Origin of the sequence: Haloarcula halobia (genome assembly GCF_029338255.1) — an archaeon.
Taxonomy (GTDB): Archaea; Halobacteriota; Halobacteria; order Halobacteriales; family Haloarculaceae; genus Haloarcula; species Haloarcula halobia.
This window is the reverse complement of sequence record NZ_CP119787.1, coordinates 935,218-959,460: the sequence shown is the minus strand read 5'-3', so window position 1 is coordinate 959,460 and position 24,243 is coordinate 935,218. Positions and strand designations below refer to the sequence as shown.

Below are 24,243 nucleotides of genomic sequence, written 5' to 3'. Positions count from 1 at the left end.
TTAGTCGTCCGCGGGCTGTGTTTCGATCGATTCGATTCCGGGGATGCCCTGGACCCCCATCTCTGCGAGTTCCTGTTTCAGTCCCTGTGCGTCCTCGACGTCCTGTGAGAGTTCCATGGCCTGGGCGAAGTTCTTCACCAGTCCACAGTTGGGCCCCTCCGGCGTCTCGGAGGGACAGATGCGACCCCACTGGGTCGCGTGCAGGTCACGCGCCTCGAAGTGGGGTTGCGAGCGGCTGAGTGGCGACCGCAGACGGCGGAGGTGTGACAGCACGCCCATGAAGTCCGTCCGGTCGACCAGCTGGGAGACGCCCGAGCGGCCGCCCACCCAGTTCCCCGTCGCGATGGGGTGTTCGAGGCGCTCGGTCAGCACGTCCGAGCGGACCACGGTGGAGACAGACAGCTGCCGGTTGCGCATGTTGGCCCGTTCGAGCTGGTACTTCACGTCGCGTGCCAGCTTGTTGAGCGCGGTCCGGAACAGGTCGGTCATCAGGTCGCCGCTGACCTTCAGGCGCTTGTTCGCGTAGTGGTCCTTGTCGTCGGCCTCGCGGCGGTCCAGCGCCAGTTCGAAGCAGGCCTCGGCCATCCGGCAGAGGTAGAACGCCTTGTTGATGCGGACCTCCTCTTCGTCGACGCCCTCCTCGTGGAGGTGCGGCAGGAGGTAGCGGTCGATGACGTAGTTGGCCCGCTTGAGCTGGTAGTTCTTGCCCTGGCCGGAGGCGACGCGTTTCCCGAGGGCCTCGATGGCCTCCTCGGTCGTCTGGACCTCCGCTTCCTCCAGGTTCTCGAGCATGAACTTCACGATCTCGGGGTCCTCGGAGACGCGGTGGACGATCTCCTCGTCGGATTCCAGCCCGAGTGCGCGGACGAGCGTCACGAAGTCGATGCTGCCCGAGACCGAGGGGAACGAGACCTCGAGCAGTCCGTCGCGGGTCCGCTCACAGAGCACGAGGGCACGGTAGCCACGGCGCTGGGAGAAGGTCTTGGCGACCTGGACCTCGTCGCCGTACTTGGTGTCGTACTCGGCCAGAATCTTGTTCGGCGCGAGGTCCTCGCTGGTCATCAGCACCCGCTCGGAGCCGTTGACACAGAAGTAGCCGCCGGGGTCGGCGGGGTCCTCGCCGATGTCGATGAGCTCCTCGCGGGTGAAGCCCGCGATGTTGCACTTGTTCGAGCCGACCATGATGGGCATGCGCCCGATCTTGGTCTCGGTCCGGTCGACGACTTCCTCGGGTTCCTCCTCGCCGCCCCGGACGATGGCCATCTCCATGAACACCGGCGCGGAGTAGGTGATGTTGCGCAGGCGGGCCTCCTGAGGGTAGAGGAGTTCCTCGCTCCCGTCGGCCTCGCGGACGCGGGGCGTGACGACGCGGACGTCGCCGAGTTCGACCCACACCGGTTCCTGTCCCTCCTTGTCGCCGATGTCGGTCTCGATGGTCTCTTTCTCGTCGACGACCTGTTGCATCCCTCTGTCGAGGAAGGCGTTGAACGAGCGGAAGTGATGTTCTGCGAGCCGTTCCTTCGCGAAGTACTCGCGCGATATCGCGCGTCGGTCCTGTGTGTCCATTATTCCACCACCAGCCGATAGACGATTGCCTGGTCGGTCGTTCGTGAGTCGCGGACGATACGGACCACGTCACCTTCCTCGGCGTCGTCGGGCAACGCCGGGTCGGCGCGTTTGATCTTCGGGAGGTCCGTCCGTTTGATGTCGTACTCGTCGAGCACTGCCTCGAGGTCTTCCTCGTCGACGACGCTGTGGTCGGGGACGAGGTCGTGTTGACTTACATCTACCATGTGTGTGTGCGTGCGTGGGGCCTGCTGCTAGAGAAGGTGGCTGTCACGAGATACTACAGGTCGGTATTGTCGGGACGCATATAACGCTTGCCAACTCGGCCTGCCGTGGCTACTGGACCCCTGCCGGCGACACGGGACACCGGCCGTGGGACGCACCGACGTACCAGTCCGTTGGCCCAGCGCCATCATAGAAGTTTGGGTCCGTCACGGGGTACCGTCACAGGGCGCCTCCGTTTGGAAAGTCTTAATACCAGCACCGGGATACCACGAAGTGCAGCAAGGCAGCGTGCCCGGATGGTGTAGTGGCCCATCATACAACCCTGTCACGGTTGTGACGCGGGTTCAAATCCCGCTCCGGGCGCTTCTCTGAATTCGACTCGCCAAGCGGCGCGTTTCATCGCGCCGCGACCGCTCTGTTCTGTGTGCGACTGCAAGGGATTTGAAGCACAGAACGAGCGAGCGCAGCGAGCGAAGTTCGGGCGGTTCAAATCCCGCTCCGGGCGTACTTTTGCGACGAGCGAAACCGCGAGTCGCAAATACGCAACGTGCGGATTTGAACCCTGGAAGTCGCGCGCAGCGACCAGCGGGAGCGAGCACGTCTTCCTCCGGTTCAAATCCCGCTCCGGTTCAAACTCCGACAGACGAGTCAGTCGGCGTTCTCACTCGCGAGGCGAGTGTGCACTCCCGCACCGGGCGTCTGCTCTGCTTGCAACTCGCCGGCGAGGCGTCTCGTCGCCGAGCGGTGTCGCGGCGTCACGAGACACGGTCCCGGAGCGCCGTGGAAAACGAGGGGGAATCTCCCCTCAGCCTGTCATAGTCGTCCGTCCTACCTCGGGGAGCGGACGTATTAGCCCTCATCGTGGTGTGATATATGTTTTGTGCCACCGAGTATCGTGGCACGACCGTGTGCGACAAACTGTTTAGTGGCCACACGTGAAGGGCAACGCATGGACGACGTGGACGGAGAGGAGATGCCGCGGGCCATCGTCGAGTCGTTCCTGGAGCGCGAACGGGGCGTCCGGGCGCTGCTCGACGAGCTCGAGCGCCTGACCATCGAGGGGCGCCACGAGGAGGTCCGCGAGCGGGTCCGGGACCTCGCGGACAGCGACGAGTCGGTGTTCTACACGGTGGCTTTCAGCCTCACGAACTCCCGGCAGTTCTTCGGCGACGTCGAGGCCCAGCTCGACGTGACGGCCGCGGACCAGTTGCGGGACCTGGCCGACACCTACCCGACCCTGGCCGACCCGTTCAACGTCGTGCGGACCGAACGGGCCGAGGATCGCCACAACCCGGTCACAGACACCAGCTATACGGTGACCTACCACCGCGAGCTCGAGTCGCCGATGGTGACCTACCGGCCGCTCTCGGGTGACGTCGAGCTGTACGAGTCCCGGGGGACCCCCAGCGAGGTGCTGCGCGTCTCGACGGACCTCGCCGCGGCGACGACAGACGCGTTGGACGTCGCACTGGAGAACGACTACTCGGTCAACACCGAGGAGCTGAGCGCGCTCATCGACCGGCGCGAGGAGCTGGAGACGGAGCTGAGCCGGCTGCGCGACCAGCTGGACGAGCTCCGTCGCACGCCCGTCGGCGACGAGTGAAGAGGACACGGTACGCACCGCGGGTCAGGCGGGGGGCGAAACCGCCAGCGTTTATATAACATCGAACGCTACGTTCGCGTACGATTCTTCATGGGAACGGACCGACTCATCAAGCAGGTCGACAAGGAGAGCCGGGACCTCGCCATTCTCGAGGCCGTCATCGACGAGGGACCCATCGGCATCGTCAGACTCTCCGAGGAGACCGGGATTCCCGAACACAAGGTACGGTACTCGCTACGGATGCTCGAGGACGACGAACTGGTCGAGCCGACACCCCAGGGCGCGATTCCCGCCGACGACATCGAGAGGCGCCTCGAGGTCATCAACGAGGGTGTCGGCCACCTGGTCGGTCGACTCGAGGAGCTGCGGGACGTCCTCCCGTCGGTCGAGGCCGCCGAGTAGCGACAGAAAATTTTGTCCGGCACTCGATGGGGGCACATGGACGTCGCAGTCATCGGCGACACGCACATCCCGTCCCGTGCCCACACGATTCCGTCGCCCTTCCGGGAACGCATCGAGACGGCCGACCACGTCATCCACACCGGCGACTTCGACACCGAGGGGACGCTGGCGAACGTCAGGGCGATGGCGTCGCGGTTGACCGCCGTCGCGGGGAACATGGACCGGCGCATGGGCCTCCCGGACGTCGCGACGGTCGACCTCGGCGGCGTCACGTTCGTCGTCACGCACGGCACCGGGTCCCGGAGTGGCTACGAGACTCGCGTGGCGAACGTCGTCCGTGAGGCGGCGGGCCCCGACGCCGTCGGCGTCGCCGGCCACACCCACGAGGTCCTCGAGACGGTCCACGACGACGTCAGACTGCTCAATCCCGGGAGCGCGACGGGTGCGTCGCCGGCCGATCGGGCGACGATGCTCACCGTTCGCGTCGCCGGCGGGGAGCTGGACGTGACAGTCCACGAGGTCTGAGCGGGTCCCCGCTCGGACCCCGACCGGCGGGAGCGGGCACGGTGGCCCCGCGGCGGAACCAGCAACGATTGCCACCGCGTTCCGGTCTTGCAACTATCAGGGGGCTTTTTCGGGTGCACCACGCAGAGGAGGTATGGAGGTATTCGCGGTCGAGGGGCTGCCGGAGGTAACGCCCGGCGACGACGTCGGGCGACTCGTCGCCGGGCGGGCCGACCTTCGAGACGACGACGTGGTCTGTGTCGCGAGCACCATCGTCTCGAAGGCCGAGGGGCGACAGGCCGACCTGGCGTCGTTCCCGGCCGGCGACCGGGCACGGGCCATCGCCGCCGCCATCGAGGCCGCCACCGGTGACGAGAAAGACCCCCGATTCGCGCAGGCGGTCATCGAGGAGAGCGAGGAGATACTCATCGAGGCCCCGTTCGTCCTCGCGGTCACCCGCTTCGGGCACATCACGGTCAACGCGGGCATCGACCGCTCGAACGTGCCCGACGCCGACCTGCTCTTGCTGCCCGCGGACCCGACCGCGAGCGCCGAGCGCATCCGCGAGCGCATCCGCGAGCACGCCGGCGTCGAACCCGCCGTCGTCGTGACCGACACGTCGGGGCGCCCGTTCCGGCACGGCCAGCGCGGGGTCGCGCTGGGCTGGGCCGGCATCCCCGCCTCGCGGGACTGGCGTGGCGAGTCCGACCGCGACGGGCGCGAACTCAGCGCGACCGTCCAGTCCGTCGTCGACGAACTCGCCGGGGCGGCCAACCTCGTCACCGGCGAGGGCGACGGCGGCACGCCCGTGGCCGTCGTCCGGGACTTCGCGTTCGGCGACCACGCGGGCAGCGACAACCTCTTTCGGGACGCGGACAGCGACCTGGTCAGGCAGGCGCTCAGGGAGTGGACCCATGTACGCGATTGAACTCACGCCGGAACAGCCAGTTGCACAGCTCGCAGAGTTCGCGGCCTCGGCAGCGACCGAGGGGTTCGACGCGGTGTTCGCGAGCCACCACTACAACAACCGCGACCAGTTTATGGCCTTAGCCCAGATGGCCGCCCGGACCGACGCAGTGGCGCTGGGGCCGGGCATCGCCAACCCCTACGAGACCCACCCGGTGACACTGGCCTCGCGGGTGGCCACGCTCGAGGAGCTGAGCGACGGTCGCGCCGTCTTCGGCATCGGCCCGGGAGACAGGTCGACGATTCGGAACCTCGGGTTCGACCACGACGACGCGCTGCGGCGCGTCCTCGAGACGTTCACCGTCGCCCGGCGCCTGTGGGCCGGCGAGCGCGTCGACCACGACGGCACGTTCCGGGCCGACGACGCGGGCCTGAACTACGACGTCGGCGACGACATCCCGGTCTACGTCGGCGCGCAGGGCCCACACATGACCCGGATGGCCGCGAAACACGCCGACGGCGCGCTCTACAACGGGGCGCACCCGAAGGACCTCGCGTGGGCCCGCGAGGAGGTCGCGGCGATGGCCGACGAGCGCCCCGACTCGCGGGGCGAGTTCGACCTGGCGGCCTACGCCAGCGTGTCGGTCGCAGAAGACGCTGAGACCGCCCGCGAGGCCGCCCGGCCCCCCGTCGCCTTCGTCACCGCGGGGTCGCCCCCGCCGGTGCTCGACCGGCACGGCCTCGACCACGGGACGGCCGACGACATCGGCGCGGCCATCTCCGCCGGCGAGTTCGAACGGGCGTTCGGGCTGGTCACCGAGGCGATGATTGACGCCTTCTGCATCGCGGGGACGCCCGACGACGTCGCCGAGCGGACCGACGAACTGCGAGAACACGCCGACAGCGTCGTCTACGCGTCGCCGCTCGGCCCGGACGTCGGGACGTCGATCACTCTGCTTGGGGCGGTCGTCGACCGCCTGACGGCGTGAGCAACGACAGGGCGGCCCCGAGCGAGAGATAGCCGAAGGCCGCGACAGAGAGCGTCGTGATGACGGCCCCGACGAGCAACAGCACCGCTGCCAGCGGGTCGTTGAGCGCGACGGTGAGGAACTTGCCCGGCATCTCCAGGACGCTCGTGACGAGTTCCGTGAGGAGTCCTTGCATGGGTCGTCGTTGGCAGGGGCCCTACTTTGCGCTTCTGTTCGCTCCCGGCGGCGGGACAGGTATTTGCCGCGGCCGCCCGGAGAGAGGGTATGGCCGAAGACGCATCGCTCGACGACTTCCTTGGGAGCGGGGACGACAACGAGGACGACACCGGGGCGAGCGACCCAGACGGGAGTGCGGACGGGCCGGGCGGAGCGGCGACGGCGGACACGGACGCCACCACGGGAGAGACGGAGGGAGGGCGCACCACCAGCGAACCGGGCGGCGACGGAGTGGTTCCCGGAGACGAGGCGGTCACGCCCGCGACGACGACCTACGCGTGGTCTGACGAGGGGACCACGTGCGGGTCGTGTGGCGCGCCAGCAGAGCGACGCTGGCACCAGGACGGGGCGCTCGTGTGTCCGGACTGCAAGGAGTGGTAAGCCCGGTCGTGTGTGGGGCTGGTTCGCACCCAGCAAAGTTACCTGTATCCGCTCCCAAGACGGGTGTACGACCGACCCGCACTCGACATGCGCAGGAACGACACGTCGCTGGGGGGCGTGAGCACACCGTCGACCCATCGGTACGTTCCGCGGGCTGACACTTACCCATGACAGACACGGACACCTCACGAGGACAGCAGTCGGACAGCGCAGTTCCCGACGCCACGCGGGTGGCGACGGACGTCATCGAGAACGTCGAGAAGGTCATCGTCGGCCACCACGACGAGATCGAGCACCTCGTCGTCGCCGTGCTGGGCCGTGGCCACGTTCTCCTGGAGGACGTCCCCGGCGTCGGCAAGACGATGCTGGCCCGGGCCGTGGCCGCCTCCGTCGACGGGGCGTTCAAACGCATCCAGTTCACGCCGGACCTGCTGCCGACGGACGTGACCGGGGTGAACGTCTTCAACCAGAAGACCCAGGAGTTCGAGTTTCGCCCCGGCCCCATCTTCGGCAACGTCGTGCTGGGCGACGAGATAAACCGCGCCCCGCCCAAGACCCAGTCGGCCCTGCTTGAGGCGATGGAGGAGGGGCAGGTCTCCGCCGACGGGACCACCCACGCCGTCCCCCAGCCCTTCACCGTCATCGCGACCCAGAACACCGTCGAGCAGAACCGGGCCTACGACCTGCCGATGGCCGAGCTCGACCGCTTCATGACGAAACTGCACCTGGGCTACCCCGGCGAGCGCGAGGAGGCGGACATGCTCGGGAAGGTGGTGGGTCACCACCCCATCGAGGAGCTGTCGCCGGTGGCCAGCATCGACGCGCTCGCGGCCGCTCGCGACACCGTCGCCGGCGTGACCGTCGAGCAGTCGATTCGCGAGTACGCGACCCGGCTGGCGCGGTTCACGCGCGAGCGGGCCCAGTTGGGCGTCAGCCCCCGCGGGAGCCTCTCGTTGCTCCGGGCCGCCCAGGGCCGGGCGGTGCTGGAGGGGCGCGCCTACGTCGTCCCGGACGACGTCCAGCAGGAGGCGCCCGTGGTGCTGCCACACCGGATACAGACCGACAGTAGCGAGCAGACCGCCGACGCGCTCGTCGCCGAGGCGCTCGAGACCGTCGCCGTCGAATGAGACCGACCCGTCGCGGCGTCGGCGTGCTGGCCGTCGCCACCGCGGCCGTCGTCATGGGCGTTCGATTCGGGCAACCGGGACTGAACGCCGTCGCCGGCCCGCTGTTCGTCGCCGTCCTCGCGGCCGCCGTCCAGGTCCGCCTCGCGGGCACGCCGACCGTCGAGCGTGACCCGCCGCGGCGCGGGTTCCCCGGCGACCGACGCGACGTCGAACTCACCGTCGAGGGCAGCGGCATCGCGAGGGTGACCGACCGCGTGCCCGACGCCCTCGACGGGGCGACGACGGTCAGGCGGTCGCTGCCGACGACCGTCGCGTACGAGGTGACCTACGAGCGCCGGGGCGAGCACCGCATCGGCCCGGTCGACGTGGTCGTGACGGACGTCCTTGGTCTGGTCCGTCGGGGGACGACCGTCGACGTCGTCGACGACGTGCTCGTCTACCCGCCGGTCTACCGGATGGGCGGGCCGGACGCCTTCACACGGACGCTCTCGCCCGAACCCGAGGAACGACAGGCGTTCGACCGCCTCCGCGAGTACGTCCCGGGCGACTCGCTGCGGGACGTCCACTGGAAATCGAGCGCCAAACGCGACGAACTCCTGGTCAGGGAGTACGACGACCACCGGAGCGACGACGGCATCCTCGTCGTCGGCGAAGCCACCCCGGGGACCGACGGCGCGATGGCGGCGGCCGTCGCCACCGTGGCGATGGCCGCCCTGGACGGCGGCGTCGCGGTCGAACTGGCGGTCCCCGGCGGGTCGGTGCCGGTCGGCTTCGGCGACAGTCACCGGACCCGCCTGCTCGAGGTGCTCGCCGTCACGTCCCACGGTGAGACCGACCGGGCCGACGACGCCGACGTGCTCGTCAGGGCCGACGACGACGGCGTGACCGTCGCCACTGGCGGCCGGCACCACCCCTTCGCGGACGTGACCACGGACACGGAGACACCACTCGTCGGGGAGGGAGAATCGTGAGTCCGGCGCTGCGCGAGCGCGTCGGCGAGCGGGCACCGGTGAGTCGCACGCGCGCCCTCGCGCTGCTCGGCGTCGCGCTCGCGCTCGGCGCGCCGCTGCGGACGCTGTTTCACCTGACGGACGTCGTCGGGTCGCCGGCGCTGTTCCTGGTCGTCGTCGCGCTCTCACTCGTGGTCGGGACGGCGCTGGCCCGGGTCGTCCGCCCCGCGCTGGCCGTCGTCGTCGGCGCCGTCCTGCTCGCCGGCGGCCTCGGGTGGTACGTCGCGAACCTCGCGACCCAGCCGGCGGTCTCGGCGCTGCTCGCGGACCTCGTTGCGCTCCTGACCGGGCGGTCGCTGTTGCAGATCGAGAACGTCAGGCTGTGGGCACTGTCTATCGCCCCCGCGCCGGTCGTCCTGACCTGGTACTTCGCCCTCCGGCGGTGGTACGTCACCGCGACGGCGGCGGCGGCCACCACGCTCGGGTTCCTCGTCCTGACGACGGACGCGGGCCTCGTCACGACGTTGCTCGGCGTCGTCGGGGGCGTGGCGACCATCGGCTTCGGCACGCTCGATACCGTCGCACCGACGACGACGGTCGACGAAGGTCGCCGCGTCGACGGCCCGGTGTTCGGCGACGACGTGTCGCGCGACGACGGCGTCGACACCGGCCGCCGGGCCGTGCTCGAACAGCTCGCGGCCATCATCGTCCTGCCCGCCGCCCTGGCCCGCGTGCCCCCGATAGCCGGCCAGTCGCTGTCGTTCGCCGAGACCGGCGAGCAGCCCACGATGGAGGGGAGCCTCCTCAGCGCGGACGAGACCGTCGAGGTGCTGGGCTCGATTACGCTGTCGCCGGAGGTCCGGTTCACCGTCGAGACCCCGGAGGCTCGCTACTGGCGGGTCGCGACGTACGACCGCTACACGGGCCAGGGCTGGGTCCGGACCGGGAACACGGGGACCTACGGCGGTGGGCGACTCGACGGACCGCCGGGCGACAGCCGGACGCTCCGCCAGTCCTTCGAGGCGGAGTCGGACGTCGCGACGGTGCCGGCCGCCTGGAAACCGGTCCAGTACACCGGCGACGTCGACGTCGAGGTGACGACCCACGACGGATTCCAGCCGACCCGGACGCTGTTTGCCGGGGACCGCTACACCGTCGAGAGCGAGGTGCTCGTCGCGACGCCCCAGCAGCTGCGGTCGGGCGGCGACGACTACCCGGCGGGAGTCCGCGAGCGGTACACGCAGGTGCCCGAGAGCACGCCCGACCGGGTCGGAGAGCAGACGGCCGTCCTCACCGCGAACGCCGAGAACGACTACGAGGTGGCACTGGTAGTCGAGCGATGGCTCCAGAACAACAAGGGCTACTCGCTGGACGTGCGACGGCCGGACCGGAACGTCGCCGACAGGTTCCTCTTCGGGATGGACGAGGGCTACTGCGTGTACTTCGCGACCACCATGGTGACGATGCTGCGCACGCAGGGGATTCCGTCCCGGTTCGTCGTCGGGTACACGCCCGGCCAGCGGGTCGACGAGGACCGATGGGTCGTCCGGGGCCTCGACTCCCACGCCTGGGTCGAGGTGTACGTCCCCGACCAGGGGTGGGTCCAGTTCGACCCGACGCCAAGTGGGCCCCGGGAGAGCGCCGAGCAGAGCCGACTCGAGGACGCCCGCGACGCCGCCGAGTCCGGCATCGACACCGGCGAGACCGACGACACCGAGTTCACGGAGACGGAGACGCCGACGCCGCCGCCGCTGACCGAGACGAACGAGACGGCCACCCCGACCGAGTCCAACGGGACGGCCTCGACCCCGCCCGGGGGCATCCAGACCCAGCCGGGACCGGCCGGCGGTGCAGAGGCCGACGACGAGGGCTTCCGGGTCCCGGACCTCCCGTCGCGAGAGGAGACGGCCCTGGGCCTGGTCGCCCTCCTGGGCGTGGTCGCGGGTGCCCGCCGGTCCGGCCTGGTCGACCGCGTACAGCGGGAGCTGTGGCTCCGCTACCAGCGCCGGGAGGACCCCGAGACGGACGTCGAGGTGGCCTTCCAGCGGGTGATGTACGTCCTCGGGTCCCGGACGCGGCGGCGCGACCCCGGCGAGACGGTCCGGGCCTACCTCGAGGCCGTCGACGCGGACGACCGCATCCGTCGGCTGGCGACCCTCCGCGAGCGGGCCCGGTACGCCGGCGAGGTCGACGAGGCCGTCGCCGGGGAAGCGGTGGAACTGGCCGACAGCGTCGTTGCCGAACGCTAGACCCTCCCTGGCGCCGTTCGGCCTCCCGACAATGTTTAATACGACCCTTTCGTACGTTTTCCTGTAATGTCGGAAGTCTGCTCGACGTGCGGGCTCCCTGAGGAACTCTGCGTCTGCGAGGACGTCGCCAAAGAGTCCCAGGAGATCAACATCCGCATCGACGAGCGCCGTTACGGTAAGGAGGTAACGATCATCGAGGGGTTCGACCCGAAAGACGTCGATATGGACTCGCTGTCCTCCGACCTCAAGTCGAAGTTCGCCTGCGGGGGGACTGTCGAGGACGGGCAAATCGAACTCCAGGGCAACCACACCGGTCGCGTCGAGGACTTCCTCCGCGACAAGGGCTACAGCGTCGCCTGATCTCCTGACTATCGAACGGTCCTGCGGAAAGCGACTCGCGAGTGCCGACAGTAATCAAGGGAACCGTTTTCCGATACGTACACGACGTCAGTGCGAGCAGCCGCCGAGCGAAGCGCGGCGGTTCACGGAATCGCCGCGAGCGAGGTCGCAATACGACCTCCAACGCGAACGGCGAAGCCGTGAGCGTGGCGATTCCACCTTTTCTGGTCCAGATTGTCGGGCGGGGGTCGAGCGCTCGCTGGCGGCGAGCGCGAACCCCCCGTCGAAAAAGGTGGGTTAGAAGAACTGAAAGAGGTCGTCGCGCTCGGCCTCGTGGAGGTGGTGGCGAACAGCCTCGTTCAGCGGGCCGATGCTGCCGCGTTTGGCGCTGATGGGGGCGATAGTCTCCTGCCACTGCTGCCAGGGCGGGTGCAGGCCGAGTCGCTCACAGAGGTCGTTCAGGCGCTGGTCCTCGTCGTCGACCTTGTCCATCTTGTTGACCGCGACGACGGGTTCGACGCCGACCTCCCGGAGGAAGTGGAACATCTCGACGTCGTGGGGTATCTCGTCGGGACCGGAGTGCCGGTCGATGATGTCGACGACCGATTTCCCGTCGACGACCAGCACCCCCACGAGAATCTTCCCGGCGTTCGCCTCGACGTAGCGGACGACGTCGGTCTTGATCTGCTCGCGGACGTCGTCGGGGACACCTTTCATGAACCCGAAACCGGGGAGGTCGGTGACGACGAAGTCCTGGGGGGCCCAGTCGTAGTGGTTGGGCTTGCGGGTGACGCCGGGGCGCTGGCCGGTCGAGAACGTGTGGCCGGTTATCTCGCGCATCAGCGTCGACTTCCCGACGTTGGACCGACCGACGAGGACGACCTCGGCGTCTCGGTCCGGGCGTGCGTCGAACATACCCGGGATAGCGGGCCGGGAGGGAAAAGCGCGTCAGTTCCGGGCGGGCCGAGGGGTACCCCCGGATTTTTGCCACCGGGCATCGCACCGTGGGACGTGCGGTTCGTCCAGATTACGATTCCGAGAGGTAAGCGCGAGGCGGTGCTCGGGGTCCTCGACGACGAGGGCATCGACTACGTCCTCACCGACGAGACGAGCAACCGCGAGTTCACCGCCGTCGTCACGTTCCCCCTGCCGACGAACGCCCTGGAACCGGTCCTCGAGGAACTGCGAGCGGTCGGCATCGACGAGGACGGGCACACGGTGGTTATGGACGCCAGCACCGTCATCTCCAGGGAGTTCGACGAACTCGAGGAACGGTACGCCGAGGAGAAAGACGAGGACCGCATCGCCCGCGAGGAGCTGACCTCGAAGGCCGAGGCACTGGCGCCGTCGGTGACCACTTACACCGCGATGACGGTCATCAGCGCCGTCATCGCCACCGCGGGCCTCCTGTTGAACTCGCCGGCCGTCGTCGTCGGGTCGATGGTCATCGCGCCGCTCATCGGCCCGGCGATGACCGCCAACGTCGGCACCGTCGTCGACGACCACGAGCTGTTCGTCCGCGGGGTCAAGCTCCAGGTGTTCGGCCTCGTGCTGGCCATCGCGAGCGCTACCGTCTTCGCGCTGGTCGTCCGGTACGCCAACGTCGTCCCGCCACTGGCGGACGTCACCACCGTCGACCAGGTGCGCGAGCGAGTCGCGCCGGACTTCCTCTCGCTCGTGGTCGCGCTCGGCGCCGGTGCGGCGGGCGTGCTGAGTCTCACCTCCGGCGTGTCGACGGCGCTGGTCGGGGTCATGATAGCCGTCGCGCTCATCCCGCCCGCGGCGACGGTGGGAATCGGCATCGCGTGGGGGCAACCGCTCGTCAGCCTCGGGTCGGGCGTCCTCGTACTGGTGAACGTCCTCTCTATCAACCTCGCCGTCCTCGTGGGCCTCTGGTACCAGGGGTACCGGCCGGAACACTGGTTCCGCGAGGGCAACGCCCGGACGGCGACGATCAAGCGCATCGGCGTCCTCATCGCGGCCATCGTCGTCCTCTCGGCGTTCCTCGGCGGCGTCACGCTCGACTCGTTCCAGCGGGCGACGACCGAGTCACAGATTCAGACCCAGGTGCGAGACAGCGTCGACCCGCCGCTGCGCGTCCTCGACGTCGAGGTCGAACAGACCAACACCGTCATCTTCCAGGAGCCGCGCCAGGTGGTGGTCACCGTCGGCATCCCGCCGGGGTCCGCCCCGCCCGACCTCGCCGGGCGCATCGACACCATCGCCGACAGCGCCGCCGGGGTCGACGTCGAGACCGAGGTCCGGTACATCGTCGTCGAGCGCTCGTGACGCTCAAAACCGGGTTTGAGCGTCCGATGCGGTAATCATCTCGCGTGCCGTTATGTCCGGCATGGCATCGAAATTACTGCCGGTCGTCGGCGTCCTGGCCCTGCTGGTGGCCGGCGCCGTCGGCTTCGCGGTCGCACAGACCGGTGATACCCAGGCCACCGAGAACGCCACCGTCAGCGTCAGTGCCGACGCGAGCGTCGAACGCAGTCCGGACCGCGCGACGGTCACCGTCGCGGCCGTCGGGCGCGGTGACACCGCCGAGGCCGCTCGCAACGCCGTGAGTGGTGACGCGGAGGCCGTCCAGCAGGCGCTGGCAGACGAGGGCGCGTCGGTCACCTCGTCGCGGTTCAGTATCCACCCGGACTACGAGCGTACCGAGAACGGCCGTGAACAGGTCGGCTACGTCGCGGTCCACACCATCGAGGCCGAGACCGACGACGTCGGGACCGTCGGCGCGCTCGTCGACGTGGCGGTCGACGCCGGCGCCGACCGGGTCGACGGCATCCGCTACGAACTGAGCGAGGCGACCCAGCAGGACGCCCGTGAAGAGGCCCTCTCGGTGGCGATGGACCGGGCGCGCACCGACGCCGAGACGGTCGCCGCCGCCGAGGGACTGGCCGTCGACGGCGTCGTCACCATCCAGACGAGTCAGCACGGTCGCCCCGTGATGTTCGCGGAGGCCGCCGCGGGCGGTGACGGCGGCGGCCGCACGACCATCTCGCCCGGTCCCGTGACCGTCGACGCGACGGTGCAGGTCACCTACGAACTGGGCTGAGAACGGACAGCGGTCGGTTTTCGCGACGTTACTCGTCGTCGAAGGGCAGTTCGAGTTCGTAGCCGACGGCGTCGACCGCGGCCTGCAGGACGGCGTCGACGTTGTCGTCCCCGGTGACGCTCATGTAGTGGTCAGCCTCGACGTGAGTCGACCGGTCACTCTTGTTCGCGATGGTCAGTACGGGCACGTCGAACCGCGCCTCGATGGCGTCCCGGAGCGCGAGTTGCTGGTCGAGCGGGTAGCCACACTCCTCGCTGGGGTCGACGAGCACGAGCACGGCGTCGGCCAGATGCTCGAGGGCGCTGACGGCCTGTGATTCGATCTCGTTTCGGTCCTCAGGGGGCCGGTCGAGCAGGCCCGGTGTGTCGACCAGCTGGTAGCGGATGCGCCCGTCCTCGAAGTGGCCGACGCGGATCTGCGTGGTCGTGAAGGGGTAGGAGGCGATGGCGTTGTCGGCGCGGGTGACGTGGTTGACGAAGGAGGACTTGCCGACGTTGGGGTAGCCGGCGACGACGATGGCCGGTTCGTCGGGGCGGATGTCGGGGAGGACCTTCAGCGCGTCCCGGGCCTTCGAGACGGCTGTCAGGTCGTCCTCGACCTCTTCGACCACGTCGGCCATGCGGGCGAAGGCCTGCTTGCGGAGTTTGCGGGCGGTGTCCTTGTCGCCCCGGACCAGGCGACCCTCGTACTCCTGGCGAATCTCCTTGGCCTTGCGGCCGGCCCACGAAATCTCCGAGAGGTGCTGTTTCAGCGCGTCGATGCCGTCGTCGTCGTCCGCGGGGTCGGTCTCGCTGACGACCGCGTCCGCGAGTTCGATATAGAAGGGATCCAGGTCGTCGATGGTCGGCCACGATTGGGCGACGTTCTGAAGGTTGTCCGAGACGATGTTCGAGGCCGTCATCAGCATCGACTGCTGGGCCTCGACACCGTCTTTCGCGCCGCCGGCCCGCGTCGCCCGCGAGAAGGCCTGGTCGATGACCTCCTCGGCGGTCGGTGTCGTCGGGAGATTCTCGAAGGGATGGCTCATTACGGCGTCATAGACGACCAGCGCGTAAAAGCGCGTTCAATCGGGCCTGTGAGCGAGCCACGCTTTTGTCCGTCGAGTCCGCAGACCCGCTATGGCACACATCGACGCCGGCGAGATCCTCCCGAACGAGCACGTCCAGCAGCAGGCGGCCGAGGGACGAATCACTCAGTTGCACCGCGGCCACAAGTACGCCGAGGAGGGCGACACCTTCGAGATTGACGGCCAGCGCTTCGAGGTGACCGACGTCACCCACCGGACGCTGGGGGATCTGACCGACGACGACGCCCAGCGTGAGGGGTCGGAGGACCTCGAGGCGTACCGGGAGCGGCTGGCTCGAGTCCACGACTCCTTCGAGTGGGACGACGACAGCGAGGTCGTCCGTCACCGGTTCGCGCCCGTCGAGGAGTGAGGCGATCGGGCGCTCCGCTGGTGAGCCAATCGGTAGTGCAGGAATCGAGCCCGGAACCGACCCGTCAGCGGGGACTCACTGCGCGCGGCGACGGGCCAGCACGCCGGCCGACAGCAGCGCGCCGAGCGCCACGGCGATCCCGAACCCGGGTCCTGACGACCCGGTCGTAGCCTCGGGCGGCGGCGTCTGGTCGCTGGCCGGTGTGGCGACCACGCGGAAGTCCTCGAGACTGGTGTCCGGTGCCCAGTTCGCGACGGTCCCCTCGGTGCCGGCGACGTCGGGCCGTGGCGTCACCGTCGAGAGGACGTAGCCGTCGGGTGCGGTGACGACGAACCGGTGCTCGGGGTCGAACGAGGACGCGAACGGTTCGGTGAGCGTGACCTGTTCGTCGTCGACGGCGGCGAGTCCGGTCCACGTCGCCGAGAGCGAGACGGTCCCGACCGAGTCGGTGGCATCGACAGTCACCGTCGCGTTCTCGACGGCCATCTGCCGACCGGTCGATTCGGCCGTCGCCGCCGCCACCGTCCGGAGTCGCTCGGCGAACCCGTCGCGGAGTCCGGCGGTCTTCGTCTCGTTGTCCCGCAGTTCGCGGAACGCCGCCCGCTGGCTCTGGGTGGTCAGGTCGAACGTCGACCGGAGCGTTACCGTCGCGGAGCCGTCCGTCTCGAGATCGACAACGAACGCGTCCCCGGAGCGGTCGGCCCCGCTCGCGGTCCCCACAGGCACCAGGCTCCCGACGAGCAGGACGGCGAGAGCGAGCGATGCGATACGCCGCCGCGTCGGTCCACCGGCCCCGCTCATCTATCGTCCTCGGGGTCCTCGGTCTCGTCTTCTTCGGGCTCCTCGGTCTCTTCGTCCTCAGGGCCCTCGGTCTCGTCTTCTTCGGGCTCCTCGGTCTCGTCTTCTTCTGGCTCCTCGGTCTCGTCTTCTTCTGGCTCCTCGGTCTCTTCCTCCGCAGACTCGTCGTCCTCGGATTCCGCGTCTTCGCGCTCGACCTCGCCGTCGGCGCCGTCGGTCAGGACCAGCGAGCCGTTCCGGAGTTCGTACTCGAACTCGGCCTCGAACTCGCCTTTCACGATCTCGACGTCGAGTTCCTCGGTGCCGCTGGGCACGTCGAACGCGACCGTCCCGTCGCTGTCGGTGGTTCCGACCTGTCGGTCGTTGGCGTAGACGACGGCGTCGGCGACGCCACGGTCCTGGTAGGTGAGCGTCACCGTGACCGTGCCGTCCGCGAGCGCGGTGTCGGCCCGGAGATTACGGTAGACCTCGCCCTCGTCCTCGCCGAGTTCGAACTCGAGTTCTCCCTCCCCCGCGGTGAGTTCCACGTCGCCGCCAGCGGGGAGCGTCACCGAGACGAGCCCGTCGGAGTCGGTCGTCCCGACCGACTCGCCGTTCAGCGAGACGGAGACGTTCGCGGCGGGCTGGCCGTCCTCGAGCGCCTGGACGGTGATGGTCTCGGACGCAGCGATGGCACCGTCCGCGACGACCAGCGCCAGTTCACGGTCCTCGCCGTCCTCGCGCTCGTCGTCTTCTTCCCGCTCGTCTTCCTCACGTTCTTCCTCGCGCTCCTCGGCTTCCTCGCTCGGTTCGATCTCCTCTTCGACGCGGAAGACCTCGCCCGAGGAGCCGTCGACGCGGATCTCGGCCTCACCGGTCCGGTTGGCCGTCCGGAAGCCGAACTCGAACTCGTAGTAGCCGCTGTCCTCGTGGACGCTGGCCCGCTGCAGCCGCCACGTCGCGCCGGCCTGCGTCGAGAGGGCACTCCGTGCGGTGTCCAGCGCGTCGGCCTGACTCGCCGTCAGCGAGGTGTCGTCGTCGGTGGGGCGGGTGATCTCCCGCGAGAACTCCCCTTCCTCGCCCTCGACTTCGATCGTGAGGCCGCCGGTGGTCTCGAGTTCGATCTCGCCCTCGCTCGTCCCGGTAAACCGCTGGAGGAGCGCCGCCGCGCCGGCCCCGCGGACGCTGTCCAGATCCGCGACGGCGGCCCGCAGTTCGGTCTGGTTGAACCCGGCCGCGCGGAGTTCGAGCTTCGAGACGTCGCCGAGTCGGTCCTGGAGCCGGTCGTGGCTCTCGGCGAGGTTCTCCGCCCGCGCGTTCAGCGTCGCGATGCGCTGGGCGTACTCCGAACGCGTGAGTTCGCCGGCCTCGTAGGCCTCCGTGGCGTTCTCGTAGTCGTCGCGGATGGCGTCGGCCCGCTCGGAGAGCCGGGTGCCACGCTCGGCGACGACCTCGGCGCGTCGCTCGTCCGAGCGGTTCTCGTACTCGACCTCGAACTCGGTCTCGTCGACCTCGCTCTGGACGTCGTCGCTCGTCGCCGACAGCACCGTCGAGAGCTGCTGGCCGGTCGTGACGTTCACCGTACTGTTGCCCGCAGACTGTGCGTGTGTGCCCGACCCGTCGAGGAGCGCCGCCGCACCCACCGGGACGCCGGCGACCACGACGAGCGCCGCCACGAGGGCGGCCGTGAATCTGGTCCATTCCATACCCGTTCCATGTCTCCAGCCCACTATCAACCCGGACGACCGTTGCGCTCGTTCCCACCGGTTTTCGGACGCTTGCGGACGTTTGCAGACGCTTGCATCGGGCCGCAGTCGTGTGGTTCCCGAACGTGTCGTCCTTTCGTCACTTGAAGCGTCGGAAACATACTTCATCGGGCTGGGACTATGCCCACTCGATGGATGGCACGCGGGTCGTGGGGATCGTGCTGGTCGCGCTGCTCGTCACGCAGGCGGGGGCGGCCCAGACGCTCCCGGACACGGACAACACGGTGACGCGGATCTCGGTCGCGGCCGACGGCGACGCCGAGTGGACGGTCACCGTCCGGACCCGCCTCCACGACGAGTCCGACGTCCAGGCCTACCGGACCTTCCAGGATCGGGTCCGCGAGAACGAGTCGCGGTATCTCGACCCGTTCCGCGACCGCCTCACCGGCGTCGTCGCGACGGCGGCCGACGGGACCGGCCGGTCGATGACCGCCGAGAACTTCTCGCTCTCGACGCGCGTCCAGCAGGTGCCCAGACGCTGGGGCGTCGTCGAGTACACGTTCACCTGGACGGCGTTCGCGCGGGCCGACGGCGACGCGCTGGTCGTCGGCGACGTCTTCGGCGGCGGCCTGTTCATCGCGCGCAACGACACGCTCGTCCTCACGGGGCCCTCGAGCCACGCGGTCGCGCAGGTGGCCCCGAGCCCCGAGACGCGCGAGGACGGGACGGTCAGCTGGGTCGGCCCGCGGGAGTTCGCCGACAACCGGCCACAGGTTCGGTACGTGCCCCAGACGGGGGTCGAGACGGCGTCGACGACCCAGCCACAGGCCGGCCGCCAGTGGGAACTCGTCCCGTTCGTCGTCGGGGCGCTCGGCCTGGCCGCCGCCCTTGTCGGCGCCGCCCGCTACCGGCGCAGACACACGGACGAGGTCGCGCCCGACGAGGCCGAAGCGGGAACGACAGCAGGCGCGGGAACCAGGGCAGCACCGATACAGACTGACGGCGACCGCGTCGTCCAGTTGCTCGAGGACAGAGGCGGGCAGGTGAAACAGTCGGCCATCGCAGAGGCGTTCGACTGGTCGGCGTCGAAGACGTCCCGGGTCGTCTCGGACCTGACCGACGACGGCCGTGTAGAGAAGCTCCGTATCGGTCGCGAGAACGTCGTCTCGCTGCCCGACGAGCGCGAGGAGTGAGGCAGGTACCGGTGGTCACGATCGGCCGACGATTCCGTCACCACCGCTCGGCCAGTTCCGCCCGCAGGTCCGAGACGTCCATGTCGTGACCACTTTTTCGGCGTCGGGTCCGTAGCGCGGACCACTCGCCGAAAAACCTGGGGAAAAATCGACCGCTCCCGCCGGCCGCGGTCGATCGACGATTCCGTCACCGCCGCTCGGCCAGTTCCGCCCGCAGGTCCGAGACGTCCATGTCTTTCATCGCCAGCAGGACCAGCATGTGGTAGACGATGTCGGCGGCCTCGTGGGCGAGTTCGTCGTGGTCGTCGTCTTTCGCCGCGAGGATGAGTTCGGTGGTCTCCTCGCCGAGTTTCTCCAGGACGGCGTTCTCGCCTTTCTCGTGGGTGAACAGCGAGGCCGTATACGAGTCCTCCGGCAGGGTCTCCTTGCGGTCCTCGATGACGGCAAACACCTCGTCGATGACGTCGTCGCTCATACCCGGAGGTCGGCGGGTGGCCCCTTCAGGCCGTCGCTACGCCTCGGCAGTCCGGAAGAAGGCAAGGTCGTGGATCCGGGAGTCGGGGGTGAGTTCCGGGTGGAAGGAGGTGCCGACGACGGAGCCGTCACGGATGGCGACCGGGCGACCGTCCCACTCGGCGAGTACCTCGACGTCGTCGCCGACGCTGTCGATGACCGGCGCGCGGATGAACACCCCGGGGAAGGGGTCCTCGAGCCCGGTGACCTCAAGTGGCGCCTCGAAGCTGTCCTTCTGGCGGCCGAAGGCGTTGCGCTGGACGGTGGCGTCGACCAGGCCGAGCGTCTCGACGCGGTCGTCCTGGGCGTCCGTCGAGGCGACGATGAGACCGGCACACGTCGCCAGCACCGGCTTGTCAGCCGCGACGTGAGCCTGGATCTCGCCCGCGATGCCCTCGCGCTGGACGTGCCGGGAGATGGTCGTCGACTCCCCGCCCGGCAGCAGCAAGACGTCACAGTCGGGGACCAGTCCCGCGGTCCGAATCTCCACGACGTCGGCGTCGTCGCCGTGGGCCGCAGCCGCCCGTTCGATGGCCGCTGCGTGCTCGGAGACGTCGCCCTGGACGGCGAGGACGCCAGCCCGTATAGACATGCTCCAGGGTAGGGAATCGAACGCGAAAAACGACTCGGATTGGACTGTCCGTGCGTCGTGGTCGGCGGGAGTGGACGACTGTCCGACCCGGCCCGTCCAGACGCGAAAGAACGCCACCGACGGGGTCGACGGGCGGTGTCCGGCGGCGCGGCGTCGAGTCCCCGCGCGTCGAACTGGCCACGCGGGTGCCAAACCGTTAGGTAGCACCGCTCCTTGCTTCGACCATGGCCAAGAGACGGCAGGACCCCGTCGAGGCGAACGCCGGTTCGTCGGTCGACCTCTACGAGATAACGGACTGGGAACCACGCTCCCTGCTCGACCGCATCCTCCACTGGCTGTATCACGCCACGCTGTGGACGGTCCGGAGCCTGGTCGTCGTCGTCGCGGTGGCGATTCTCGTCATCCAGTTCGCGTTCGGGAGCCTCGGCGCCATCGGCAACCAGCCGGTGTTCGCGGGGATGGCAGCGCTCTCGGCGGTGCCCGCGCTCCTGCTGGCGGCCTACGTCTGGTACGCGGACGTGACCACCTCGGAACCGCTGACCCTGCTCGTGGGCACGTTCTTCCTCGGCGTGCTGTTCGCGGGCTTTGCCGGCCTGCTCAACGTCTTCCTGGGCGGGCCGGTCCAGGCCATCGGCTCGGGGTTCGGCCTGGTCCCGTACGTCGGGCAGGTAGTCATGTTCTTCGTCGTGGTCGGGCCCGTCGAGGAGAGCGTGAAACTGCTGGCTGTGCGACTCTATGCCTTCCGTGACGACCGCTTCGACGCGGTCATCGACGGCGCGGTGTACGGCGCAGCCGCGGGCCTTGGCTTTGCGACCATCGAGAACGCGCTCTACATCACCCAGAACACGGATATGGTCGCCGGGTCGCTCCAGGCGTTCAGCGAGAGCGGCGACGTCGCGGCGGTCCGGGCACTCGCGGGCCCGGGCCACGTCATCTACTCGGCGTTCGCCGGCTACTATCTGGGCCTGGCGAAGTTCAACCCCGAGAACGCCGGGCCCATCGTGATGAAGGGGCTGTTCATCGCCGCGCTCATCCACGGGACGTACAACTCGCTGGTCGGCCCCGTCTCGGGCATCCTCTCGGCCGTCTACAACGTCGACCCGTTCGTGGCCTTCTTCGGGTTCGTCATCGTCTTCGACGGCGTGTTCGGCCTCCTGTTGCTGCGGAAACTCGACGCCTACCGGCAGGCCTACGCCCGCGCCCACGCCACCGACGAGGTCGGGCCGCCGGCCGAGCGGACGGAGTTCGACCCCTAGCAGAGCTGTTCGACGTACTTCGCGACGACGTCGACCTCGAGGTGGACCGGGTCCCCGACCGACTTGCCCGAGAGCGTCGTCTCGCGGTAGGTCGTCGGGATGATGGCGACGTCGAAGGCGTCCTCGCGCCGTTCGGCGACGGTGAGACTGATGCCGTCGACCGTGATCGACCCCTTCTGGACGAGGTAGTCTCGCTGGGCCTCGGGCAGCGAGAAGGTGTAGGTCCAGTCGTCCCCTTCCCGCTCGATGGAAAGCACCTCGGCGGTGGCGTCGACGTGGCCCTGGACCACGTGACCGTCGAACCGGCCGTCGGCGGGCATCGCCCGTTCGAGGTTGACCGCCTCGCCCGCCTCCAGGGTGTCGAAGTACGTCCGGGCGAGCGTCTCGCGAGCGAGGAACACCTCGAAGTACTCGCCGTCGACGGCGTCCTCGACAGTGAGACAGGCCCCGCTCACGCTGATGGACTGGCCCGCCGAGAGCCCGGAAAAGGGCGTCCCGATGCGGACCCGCCGGCCGCCCTCGTCGTCTACGACTGCCTGGACCTCGCCGGTCGCCTCGACGATACCGGTGAACATACCCGCCGTAGGTAGCCCGGCGTCCAAAGGCCTTCGTTCCGGGTTCCAGAAATTACTCGGAGCCGAGTGAAGTTTTTTACACAGTCGTACACAAGAAATATATTCGAGCCGCGAGTCAGTACTGGTATGGCCGAGGCAGACCCGTCCGTCGAACGGACCGAAGACGACGACTGGCGGACCCGTCACGCGCGGGTCAGACCACGAGCGGACGCCAGCGAGGAACAGCGCCGGAGCGACTTCCCGGAGTCGACGGGCGACGACTGGTCGCGCCGGCACGCGGAGACGAGACGGCAATCGTAGGCGGCGAGCGACGGCGACACGACCACGGCAGCGAGAACGCGAGCGGACTGCTTACTGCTGGAGGACTTCCACACCGACGAGCTCGGCACCCGTGAGCGCGCGGATGTACGCGCCGCCGGCGATGGAGACGTGGCCGAAGTCGGCCTCGTCGAGCCCGTACATGCCGATGGCACGCGAGGTGTCGCCGCCGCCGACGACCGAGAAGCAGTCCGTGTCGGCGATGGCCTCGAGGACGCCGACGGTCCCGACCGAGAACGCCTCCATCTCGAAGACGCCGAGCGCGCCCTTCAGGAAGACGGCCTCCGAGTCACGGATGACCGGCGAGTACTCCATGACCGTTTCGGACCCGACGTCGAGGAAGTCGATGGCGGTGTCCTCGGGGATGTCCTCGACGGCGATCTCCTCGCGACCCCCGTCCTCGCCCTCGTAGGCCATGTCGACGGCGAGCGTGATCTGGTCGCCGCGTTCATCGAGCATCTGCTCTATCTTCCCCTCGTTAGCCTCGTATTGCTCGTCGTAGAGGTCCGTGTCCCCGACGTCGTAGCCCACCGGGTACCCCTCCGCGCGCAGGAACAGCTGGCCGGCGACCCCGCCCAGCAGGAAGTCGTCGACCGTCTCCCCGAGGTGGGTCATCACGTCGATGACGTCGGTGGCCTTGGTCCCGCCGACTACCATCGTCACCTGGCCGTCGAACTCGCGCTCGGCGATAGCGGTGTTGGCCTCGTACTCGGTCTCCATGACGCGACCGGCGTAGGCCGGCAGGACGAGCGGGAAGCCAACGAGCGAGGCGTGCGACCGGTGGGCCGCCGAGTAGGCGTCGTTGACGTAGGCGTCGAAGTGGGGCGCCAGCGTCCTGACGAACTCCGTCTCGGCCTTGCCCTCGGGGTCTTCTTCGGGCAGTTCGTCGTCGCACATCCGCGTGTTCTCTAAGACGAGTACGTCGCCCGCCGCGAGGGCGTCGATGGCCGCCAGGGCGTCCTCGCCGTAGGTGTCGGCGACGAAGTCGACGTCGTGGCCGACGTGGTCGCCGAGAATCGCGGCGTGCTGTTCGAGCGAGACGAAGTCGTCGCCGCCCGGACGGCCCTGGTGGGCGAGCACGGCGACGGCGAAACCGCGGTCGACGAGTTCGCGGATCGTCTCGGCGTGGCGTTCGAAACGGCGGTTGTCCTGGACCTCGCCGTCCTCAACCGGCGAGTTGAGGTCGAGGCGCACGAGGACGCGCTGGCCGTCCTCTAGGTCGTCGAGCGTCTGGAAGGTCATGTACGCGGACCCACGACTGGGGGACCTTTAGAGATTGTGTAGTCGGTCGACGGCCCCGCGACCAGGCGGGCCGAGCGGGGCGCTCGCGGCGTATCGAGACGACAGGAAGTCCGC

General features: G+C 68.8%; 27 protein-coding genes and 1 tRNA gene. 17 read left to right on the top strand and 11 right to left on the bottom strand.

From position 1 onward, the window contains the following. Entirely contained in the window at window positions 1-1,566 is a 1,566-nt protein-coding gene (locus P1K88_RS05100; protein ID WP_276276336.1) for a DNA-directed RNA polymerase subunit B'', read from the bottom strand. Continuing rightward, complete coding sequence (locus P1K88_RS05095) at window positions 1,566-1,793, bottom strand: DNA-directed RNA polymerase subunit H (protein WP_276413055.1); 228 nt, start codon at window positions 1,791-1,793, stop codon at window positions 1,566-1,568. Before P1K88_RS05095 ends, P1K88_RS05100 begins: the two co-directional genes overlap by 1 nt. 288 nt (window positions 1,794-2,081) lie before the next feature. Here P1K88_RS05095 and P1K88_RS05090 point away from each other — a divergent pair. From P1K88_RS05090 to P1K88_RS05065, 6 genes are all read left to right on the top strand, one after another. Further along, window positions 2,082-2,154: transfer RNA gene (locus P1K88_RS05090), tRNA-Asp, on the top strand. A gap of 586 nt (window positions 2,155-2,740) precedes the next feature. After that, window positions 2,741-3,394 carry a hypothetical protein gene (locus tag P1K88_RS05085; protein ID WP_276413054.1) on the top strand — a complete coding sequence of 218 codons (654 nt, stop codon included), beginning with the start codon at window positions 2,741-2,743 and terminating at the stop codon, window positions 3,392-3,394. A 90-nt stretch (window positions 3,395-3,484) separates the two neighbouring features. Continuing rightward, window positions 3,485-3,796, top strand: coding sequence for a winged helix-turn-helix transcriptional regulator (locus tag P1K88_RS05080; RefSeq protein WP_276413051.1), 312 nt, complete (start codon window positions 3,485-3,487; stop codon window positions 3,794-3,796). A 36-nt stretch (window positions 3,797-3,832) separates the two neighbouring features. Next, window positions 3,833-4,321, top strand: a complete 489-nt coding sequence (locus P1K88_RS05075) for a metallophosphoesterase family protein (RefSeq protein ID WP_276413049.1) — start codon at window positions 3,833-3,835, stop codon at window positions 4,319-4,321. 133 nt (window positions 4,322-4,454) lie between these two features. Then, window positions 4,455-5,228 carry a coenzyme F420-0:L-glutamate ligase gene (locus P1K88_RS05070; protein ID WP_276413047.1) on the top strand — a complete coding sequence of 258 codons (774 nt, stop codon included), beginning with the start codon at window positions 4,455-4,457 and terminating at the stop codon, window positions 5,226-5,228. Further along, window positions 5,215-6,195 (top strand): 5,10-methylenetetrahydromethanopterin reductase, encoded by a 981-nt coding sequence (locus P1K88_RS05065; RefSeq protein WP_276413045.1) that lies wholly within the window; start codon window positions 5,215-5,217, stop codon window positions 6,193-6,195. The genes P1K88_RS05070 and P1K88_RS05065 overlap by 14 nt, the downstream gene beginning before the upstream one ends. On the opposite strand, the gene P1K88_RS05060 is transcribed toward P1K88_RS05065, so the two are convergent. Continuing rightward, window positions 6,155-6,370 carry a DUF8024 family protein gene (locus P1K88_RS05060; RefSeq protein ID WP_276413044.1) on the bottom strand — a complete coding sequence of 72 codons (216 nt, stop codon included), beginning with the start codon at window positions 6,368-6,370 and terminating at the stop codon, window positions 6,155-6,157. The two genes, P1K88_RS05065 and P1K88_RS05060, sit on opposite strands and share 41 nt — an antisense overlap. Window positions 6,371-6,459: 89 nt before the next feature. Between P1K88_RS05060 and P1K88_RS05055 the strand changes: the two genes are divergently transcribed. The 5 genes from P1K88_RS05055 to yciH all read left to right on the top strand — a co-directional run bounded on the left by P1K88_RS05055 (window position 6,460) and on the right by yciH (window position 11,478). Further along, complete coding sequence (locus P1K88_RS05055; protein WP_276413042.1) at window positions 6,460-6,792, top strand: DUF7573 domain-containing protein; 333 nt, start codon at window positions 6,460-6,462, stop codon at window positions 6,790-6,792. Between the two features lie 167 nt (window positions 6,793-6,959). Then, on the top strand, window positions 6,960-7,919 hold the full coding sequence (locus P1K88_RS05050) for an AAA family ATPase (RefSeq protein WP_276413040.1): 960 nt from the start codon (window positions 6,960-6,962) through the stop codon (window positions 7,917-7,919). After that, complete coding sequence (locus P1K88_RS05045) at window positions 7,916-8,890, top strand: DUF58 domain-containing protein (protein ID WP_276413039.1); 975 nt, start codon at window positions 7,916-7,918, stop codon at window positions 8,888-8,890. The genes P1K88_RS05050 and P1K88_RS05045 overlap by 4 nt, the downstream gene beginning before the upstream one ends. Beyond that, window positions 8,887-11,118 carry a transglutaminase TgpA family protein gene (locus tag P1K88_RS05040; protein WP_276413037.1) on the top strand — a complete coding sequence of 744 codons (2,232 nt, stop codon included), beginning with the start codon at window positions 8,887-8,889 and terminating at the stop codon, window positions 11,116-11,118. The genes P1K88_RS05045 and P1K88_RS05040 overlap by 4 nt, the downstream gene beginning before the upstream one ends. Window positions 11,119-11,184: 66 nt before the next feature. Further along, window positions 11,185-11,478 (top strand): stress response translation initiation inhibitor YciH, encoded by a 294-nt coding sequence (yciH, locus tag P1K88_RS05035; protein ID WP_276276325.1) that lies wholly within the window; start codon window positions 11,185-11,187, stop codon window positions 11,476-11,478. A 276-nt stretch (window positions 11,479-11,754) separates the two neighbouring features. Here yciH and engB read toward each other — a convergent pair whose 3' ends face one another. Then, complete coding sequence (gene engB / locus P1K88_RS05030) at window positions 11,755-12,372, bottom strand: GTP-binding protein EngB (protein ID WP_276413036.1); 618 nt, start codon at window positions 12,370-12,372, stop codon at window positions 11,755-11,757. A gap of 96 nt (window positions 12,373-12,468) precedes the next feature. Here engB and P1K88_RS05025 point away from each other — a divergent pair, with 96 nt between their 5' ends. Then, entirely contained in the window at window positions 12,469-13,746 is a 1,278-nt protein-coding gene (locus tag P1K88_RS05025; RefSeq protein ID WP_276413034.1) for a TIGR00341 family protein, read from the top strand. Between the two features lie 61 nt (window positions 13,747-13,807). After that, entirely contained in the window at window positions 13,808-14,521 is a 714-nt protein-coding gene (locus P1K88_RS05020; protein WP_276413032.1) for an SIMPL domain-containing protein, read from the top strand. 28 nt (window positions 14,522-14,549) lie between these two features. On the opposite strand, the gene P1K88_RS05015 is transcribed toward P1K88_RS05020, so the two are convergent. Continuing rightward, window positions 14,550-15,548 (bottom strand): NOG1 family protein, encoded by a 999-nt coding sequence (locus P1K88_RS05015; RefSeq protein WP_276413031.1) that lies wholly within the window; start codon window positions 15,546-15,548, stop codon window positions 14,550-14,552. A 91-nt stretch (window positions 15,549-15,639) separates the two neighbouring features. Between P1K88_RS05015 and P1K88_RS05010 the strand changes: the two genes are divergently transcribed. After that, entirely contained in the window at window positions 15,640-15,957 is a 318-nt protein-coding gene (locus tag P1K88_RS05010) for an ASCH domain-containing protein (protein WP_276413030.1), read from the top strand. Window positions 15,958-16,032: 75 nt separating this feature from the next. Here the strand turns inward: P1K88_RS05010 and P1K88_RS05005 are convergent, their stop codons facing one another. Together P1K88_RS05005 and P1K88_RS05000 are read right to left on the bottom strand one after the other, a co-directional pair. Continuing rightward, the gene (locus tag P1K88_RS05005) at window positions 16,033-16,758 is read right to left on the bottom strand and encodes a DUF7345 domain-containing protein (RefSeq protein WP_276413028.1); all 726 of its coding nucleotides are present in this window, start codon (window positions 16,756-16,758) and stop codon (window positions 16,033-16,035) included. Then, complete coding sequence (locus P1K88_RS05000; protein ID WP_276413026.1) at window positions 16,755-18,440, bottom strand: DUF7096 domain-containing protein; 1,686 nt, start codon at window positions 18,438-18,440, stop codon at window positions 16,755-16,757. The genes P1K88_RS05005 and P1K88_RS05000 overlap by 4 nt, the downstream gene beginning before the upstream one ends. Window positions 18,441-18,631: 191 nt before the next feature. Here P1K88_RS05000 and P1K88_RS04995 point away from each other — a divergent pair, with 191 nt between their 5' ends. Further along, complete coding sequence (locus tag P1K88_RS04995; protein ID WP_276413024.1) at window positions 18,632-19,633, top strand: helix-turn-helix transcriptional regulator; 1,002 nt, start codon at window positions 18,632-18,634, stop codon at window positions 19,631-19,633. Window positions 19,634-19,820: 187 nt separating this feature from the next. Here P1K88_RS04995 and hisE read toward each other — a convergent pair whose 3' ends face one another. Beyond that, the gene (gene hisE, locus P1K88_RS04990; RefSeq protein WP_276413022.1) at window positions 19,821-20,108 is read right to left on the bottom strand and encodes a phosphoribosyl-ATP diphosphatase; all 288 of its coding nucleotides are present in this window, start codon (window positions 20,106-20,108) and stop codon (window positions 19,821-19,823) included. Between the two features lie 36 nt (window positions 20,109-20,144). Then, window positions 20,145-20,738 (bottom strand): pyridoxal 5'-phosphate synthase glutaminase subunit PdxT, encoded by a 594-nt coding sequence (pdxT, locus tag P1K88_RS04985; protein WP_276413020.1) that lies wholly within the window; start codon window positions 20,736-20,738, stop codon window positions 20,145-20,147. Between the two features lie 224 nt (window positions 20,739-20,962). On the opposite strand from pdxT, the gene P1K88_RS04980 reads away from it, so the two are divergent. Further along, complete coding sequence (locus tag P1K88_RS04980) at window positions 20,963-21,994, top strand: PrsW family intramembrane metalloprotease (RefSeq protein ID WP_276413019.1); 1,032 nt, start codon at window positions 20,963-20,965, stop codon at window positions 21,992-21,994. Here P1K88_RS04980 and P1K88_RS04975 read toward each other — a convergent pair. Continuing rightward, entirely contained in the window at window positions 21,991-22,569 is a 579-nt protein-coding gene (locus P1K88_RS04975) for a riboflavin synthase (protein ID WP_276413018.1), read from the bottom strand. The two genes, P1K88_RS04980 and P1K88_RS04975, sit on opposite strands and share 4 nt — an antisense overlap. A gap of 126 nt (window positions 22,570-22,695) precedes the next feature. On the opposite strand from P1K88_RS04975, the gene P1K88_RS04970 reads away from it, so the two are divergent. Further along, window positions 22,696-22,869, top strand: a complete 174-nt coding sequence (locus P1K88_RS04970; protein WP_276413017.1) for a hypothetical protein — start codon at window positions 22,696-22,698, stop codon at window positions 22,867-22,869. 51 nt (window positions 22,870-22,920) lie between these two features. On the opposite strand, the gene P1K88_RS04965 is transcribed toward P1K88_RS04970, so the two are convergent. Then, complete coding sequence (locus tag P1K88_RS04965; protein ID WP_276413016.1) at window positions 22,921-24,129, bottom strand: phosphoglycerate kinase; 1,209 nt, start codon at window positions 24,127-24,129, stop codon at window positions 22,921-22,923. Window positions 24,130-24,243: the final 114 nt, after the last annotated feature.

Bases quoted from the DNA above. Each gene is read 5' to 3' on its own strand.
- P1K88_RS05100 (WP_276276336.1), bottom strand. From the start codon at position 1,566: ATGGACACACAGGACCGACGCGCGATATCGCGCGAGTACTTCGCGAAG.
- P1K88_RS05095 (WP_276413055.1), bottom strand. From the start codon at position 1,793: ATGGTAGATGTAAGTCAACACGACCTCGTCCCCGACCACAGCGTCGTC.
- P1K88_RS05085 (WP_276413054.1), top strand. From the start codon at position 2,741: ATGGACGACGTGGACGGAGAGGAGATGCCGCGGGCCATCGTCGAGTCG.
- P1K88_RS05080 (WP_276413051.1), top strand. From the start codon at position 3,485: ATGGGAACGGACCGACTCATCAAGCAGGTCGACAAGGAGAGCCGGGAC.
- P1K88_RS05075 (WP_276413049.1), top strand. From the start codon at position 3,833: ATGGACGTCGCAGTCATCGGCGACACGCACATCCCGTCCCGTGCCCAC.
- P1K88_RS05070 (WP_276413047.1), top strand. From the start codon at position 4,455: ATGGAGGTATTCGCGGTCGAGGGGCTGCCGGAGGTAACGCCCGGCGAC.
- P1K88_RS05065 (WP_276413045.1), top strand. From the start codon at position 5,215: ATGTACGCGATTGAACTCACGCCGGAACAGCCAGTTGCACAGCTCGCA.
- P1K88_RS05060 (WP_276413044.1), bottom strand. From the start codon at position 6,370: ATGCAAGGACTCCTCACGGAACTCGTCACGAGCGTCCTGGAGATGCCG.
- P1K88_RS05055 (WP_276413042.1), top strand. From the start codon at position 6,460: ATGGCCGAAGACGCATCGCTCGACGACTTCCTTGGGAGCGGGGACGAC.
- P1K88_RS05050 (WP_276413040.1), top strand. From the start codon at position 6,960: ATGACAGACACGGACACCTCACGAGGACAGCAGTCGGACAGCGCAGTT.
- P1K88_RS05045 (WP_276413039.1), top strand. From the start codon at position 7,916: ATGAGACCGACCCGTCGCGGCGTCGGCGTGCTGGCCGTCGCCACCGCG.
- yciH (WP_276276325.1), top strand. From the start codon at position 11,185: ATGTCGGAAGTCTGCTCGACGTGCGGGCTCCCTGAGGAACTCTGCGTC.
- engB (WP_276413036.1), bottom strand. From the start codon at position 12,372: ATGTTCGACGCACGCCCGGACCGAGACGCCGAGGTCGTCCTCGTCGGT.
- P1K88_RS05020 (WP_276413032.1), top strand. From the start codon at position 13,808: ATGGCATCGAAATTACTGCCGGTCGTCGGCGTCCTGGCCCTGCTGGTG.
- P1K88_RS05015 (WP_276413031.1), bottom strand. From the start codon at position 15,548: ATGAGCCATCCCTTCGAGAATCTCCCGACGACACCGACCGCCGAGGAG.
- P1K88_RS05010 (WP_276413030.1), top strand. From the start codon at position 15,640: ATGGCACACATCGACGCCGGCGAGATCCTCCCGAACGAGCACGTCCAG.
- P1K88_RS05005 (WP_276413028.1), bottom strand. From the start codon at position 16,758: ATGAGCGGGGCCGGTGGACCGACGCGGCGGCGTATCGCATCGCTCGCT.
- P1K88_RS05000 (WP_276413026.1), bottom strand. From the start codon at position 18,440: ATGGAATGGACCAGATTCACGGCCGCCCTCGTGGCGGCGCTCGTCGTG.
- P1K88_RS04995 (WP_276413024.1), top strand. From the start codon at position 18,632: ATGGATGGCACGCGGGTCGTGGGGATCGTGCTGGTCGCGCTGCTCGTC.
- hisE (WP_276413022.1), bottom strand. From the start codon at position 20,108: ATGAGCGACGACGTCATCGACGAGGTGTTTGCCGTCATCGAGGACCGC.
- pdxT (WP_276413020.1), bottom strand. From the start codon at position 20,738: ATGTCTATACGGGCTGGCGTCCTCGCCGTCCAGGGCGACGTCTCCGAG.
- P1K88_RS04980 (WP_276413019.1), top strand. From the start codon at position 20,963: ATGGCCAAGAGACGGCAGGACCCCGTCGAGGCGAACGCCGGTTCGTCG.
- P1K88_RS04975 (WP_276413018.1), bottom strand. From the start codon at position 22,569: ATGTTCACCGGTATCGTCGAGGCGACCGGCGAGGTCCAGGCAGTCGTA.
- P1K88_RS04970 (WP_276413017.1), top strand. From the start codon at position 22,696: ATGGCCGAGGCAGACCCGTCCGTCGAACGGACCGAAGACGACGACTGG.
- P1K88_RS04965 (WP_276413016.1), bottom strand. From the start codon at position 24,129: ATGACCTTCCAGACGCTCGACGACCTAGAGGACGGCCAGCGCGTCCTC.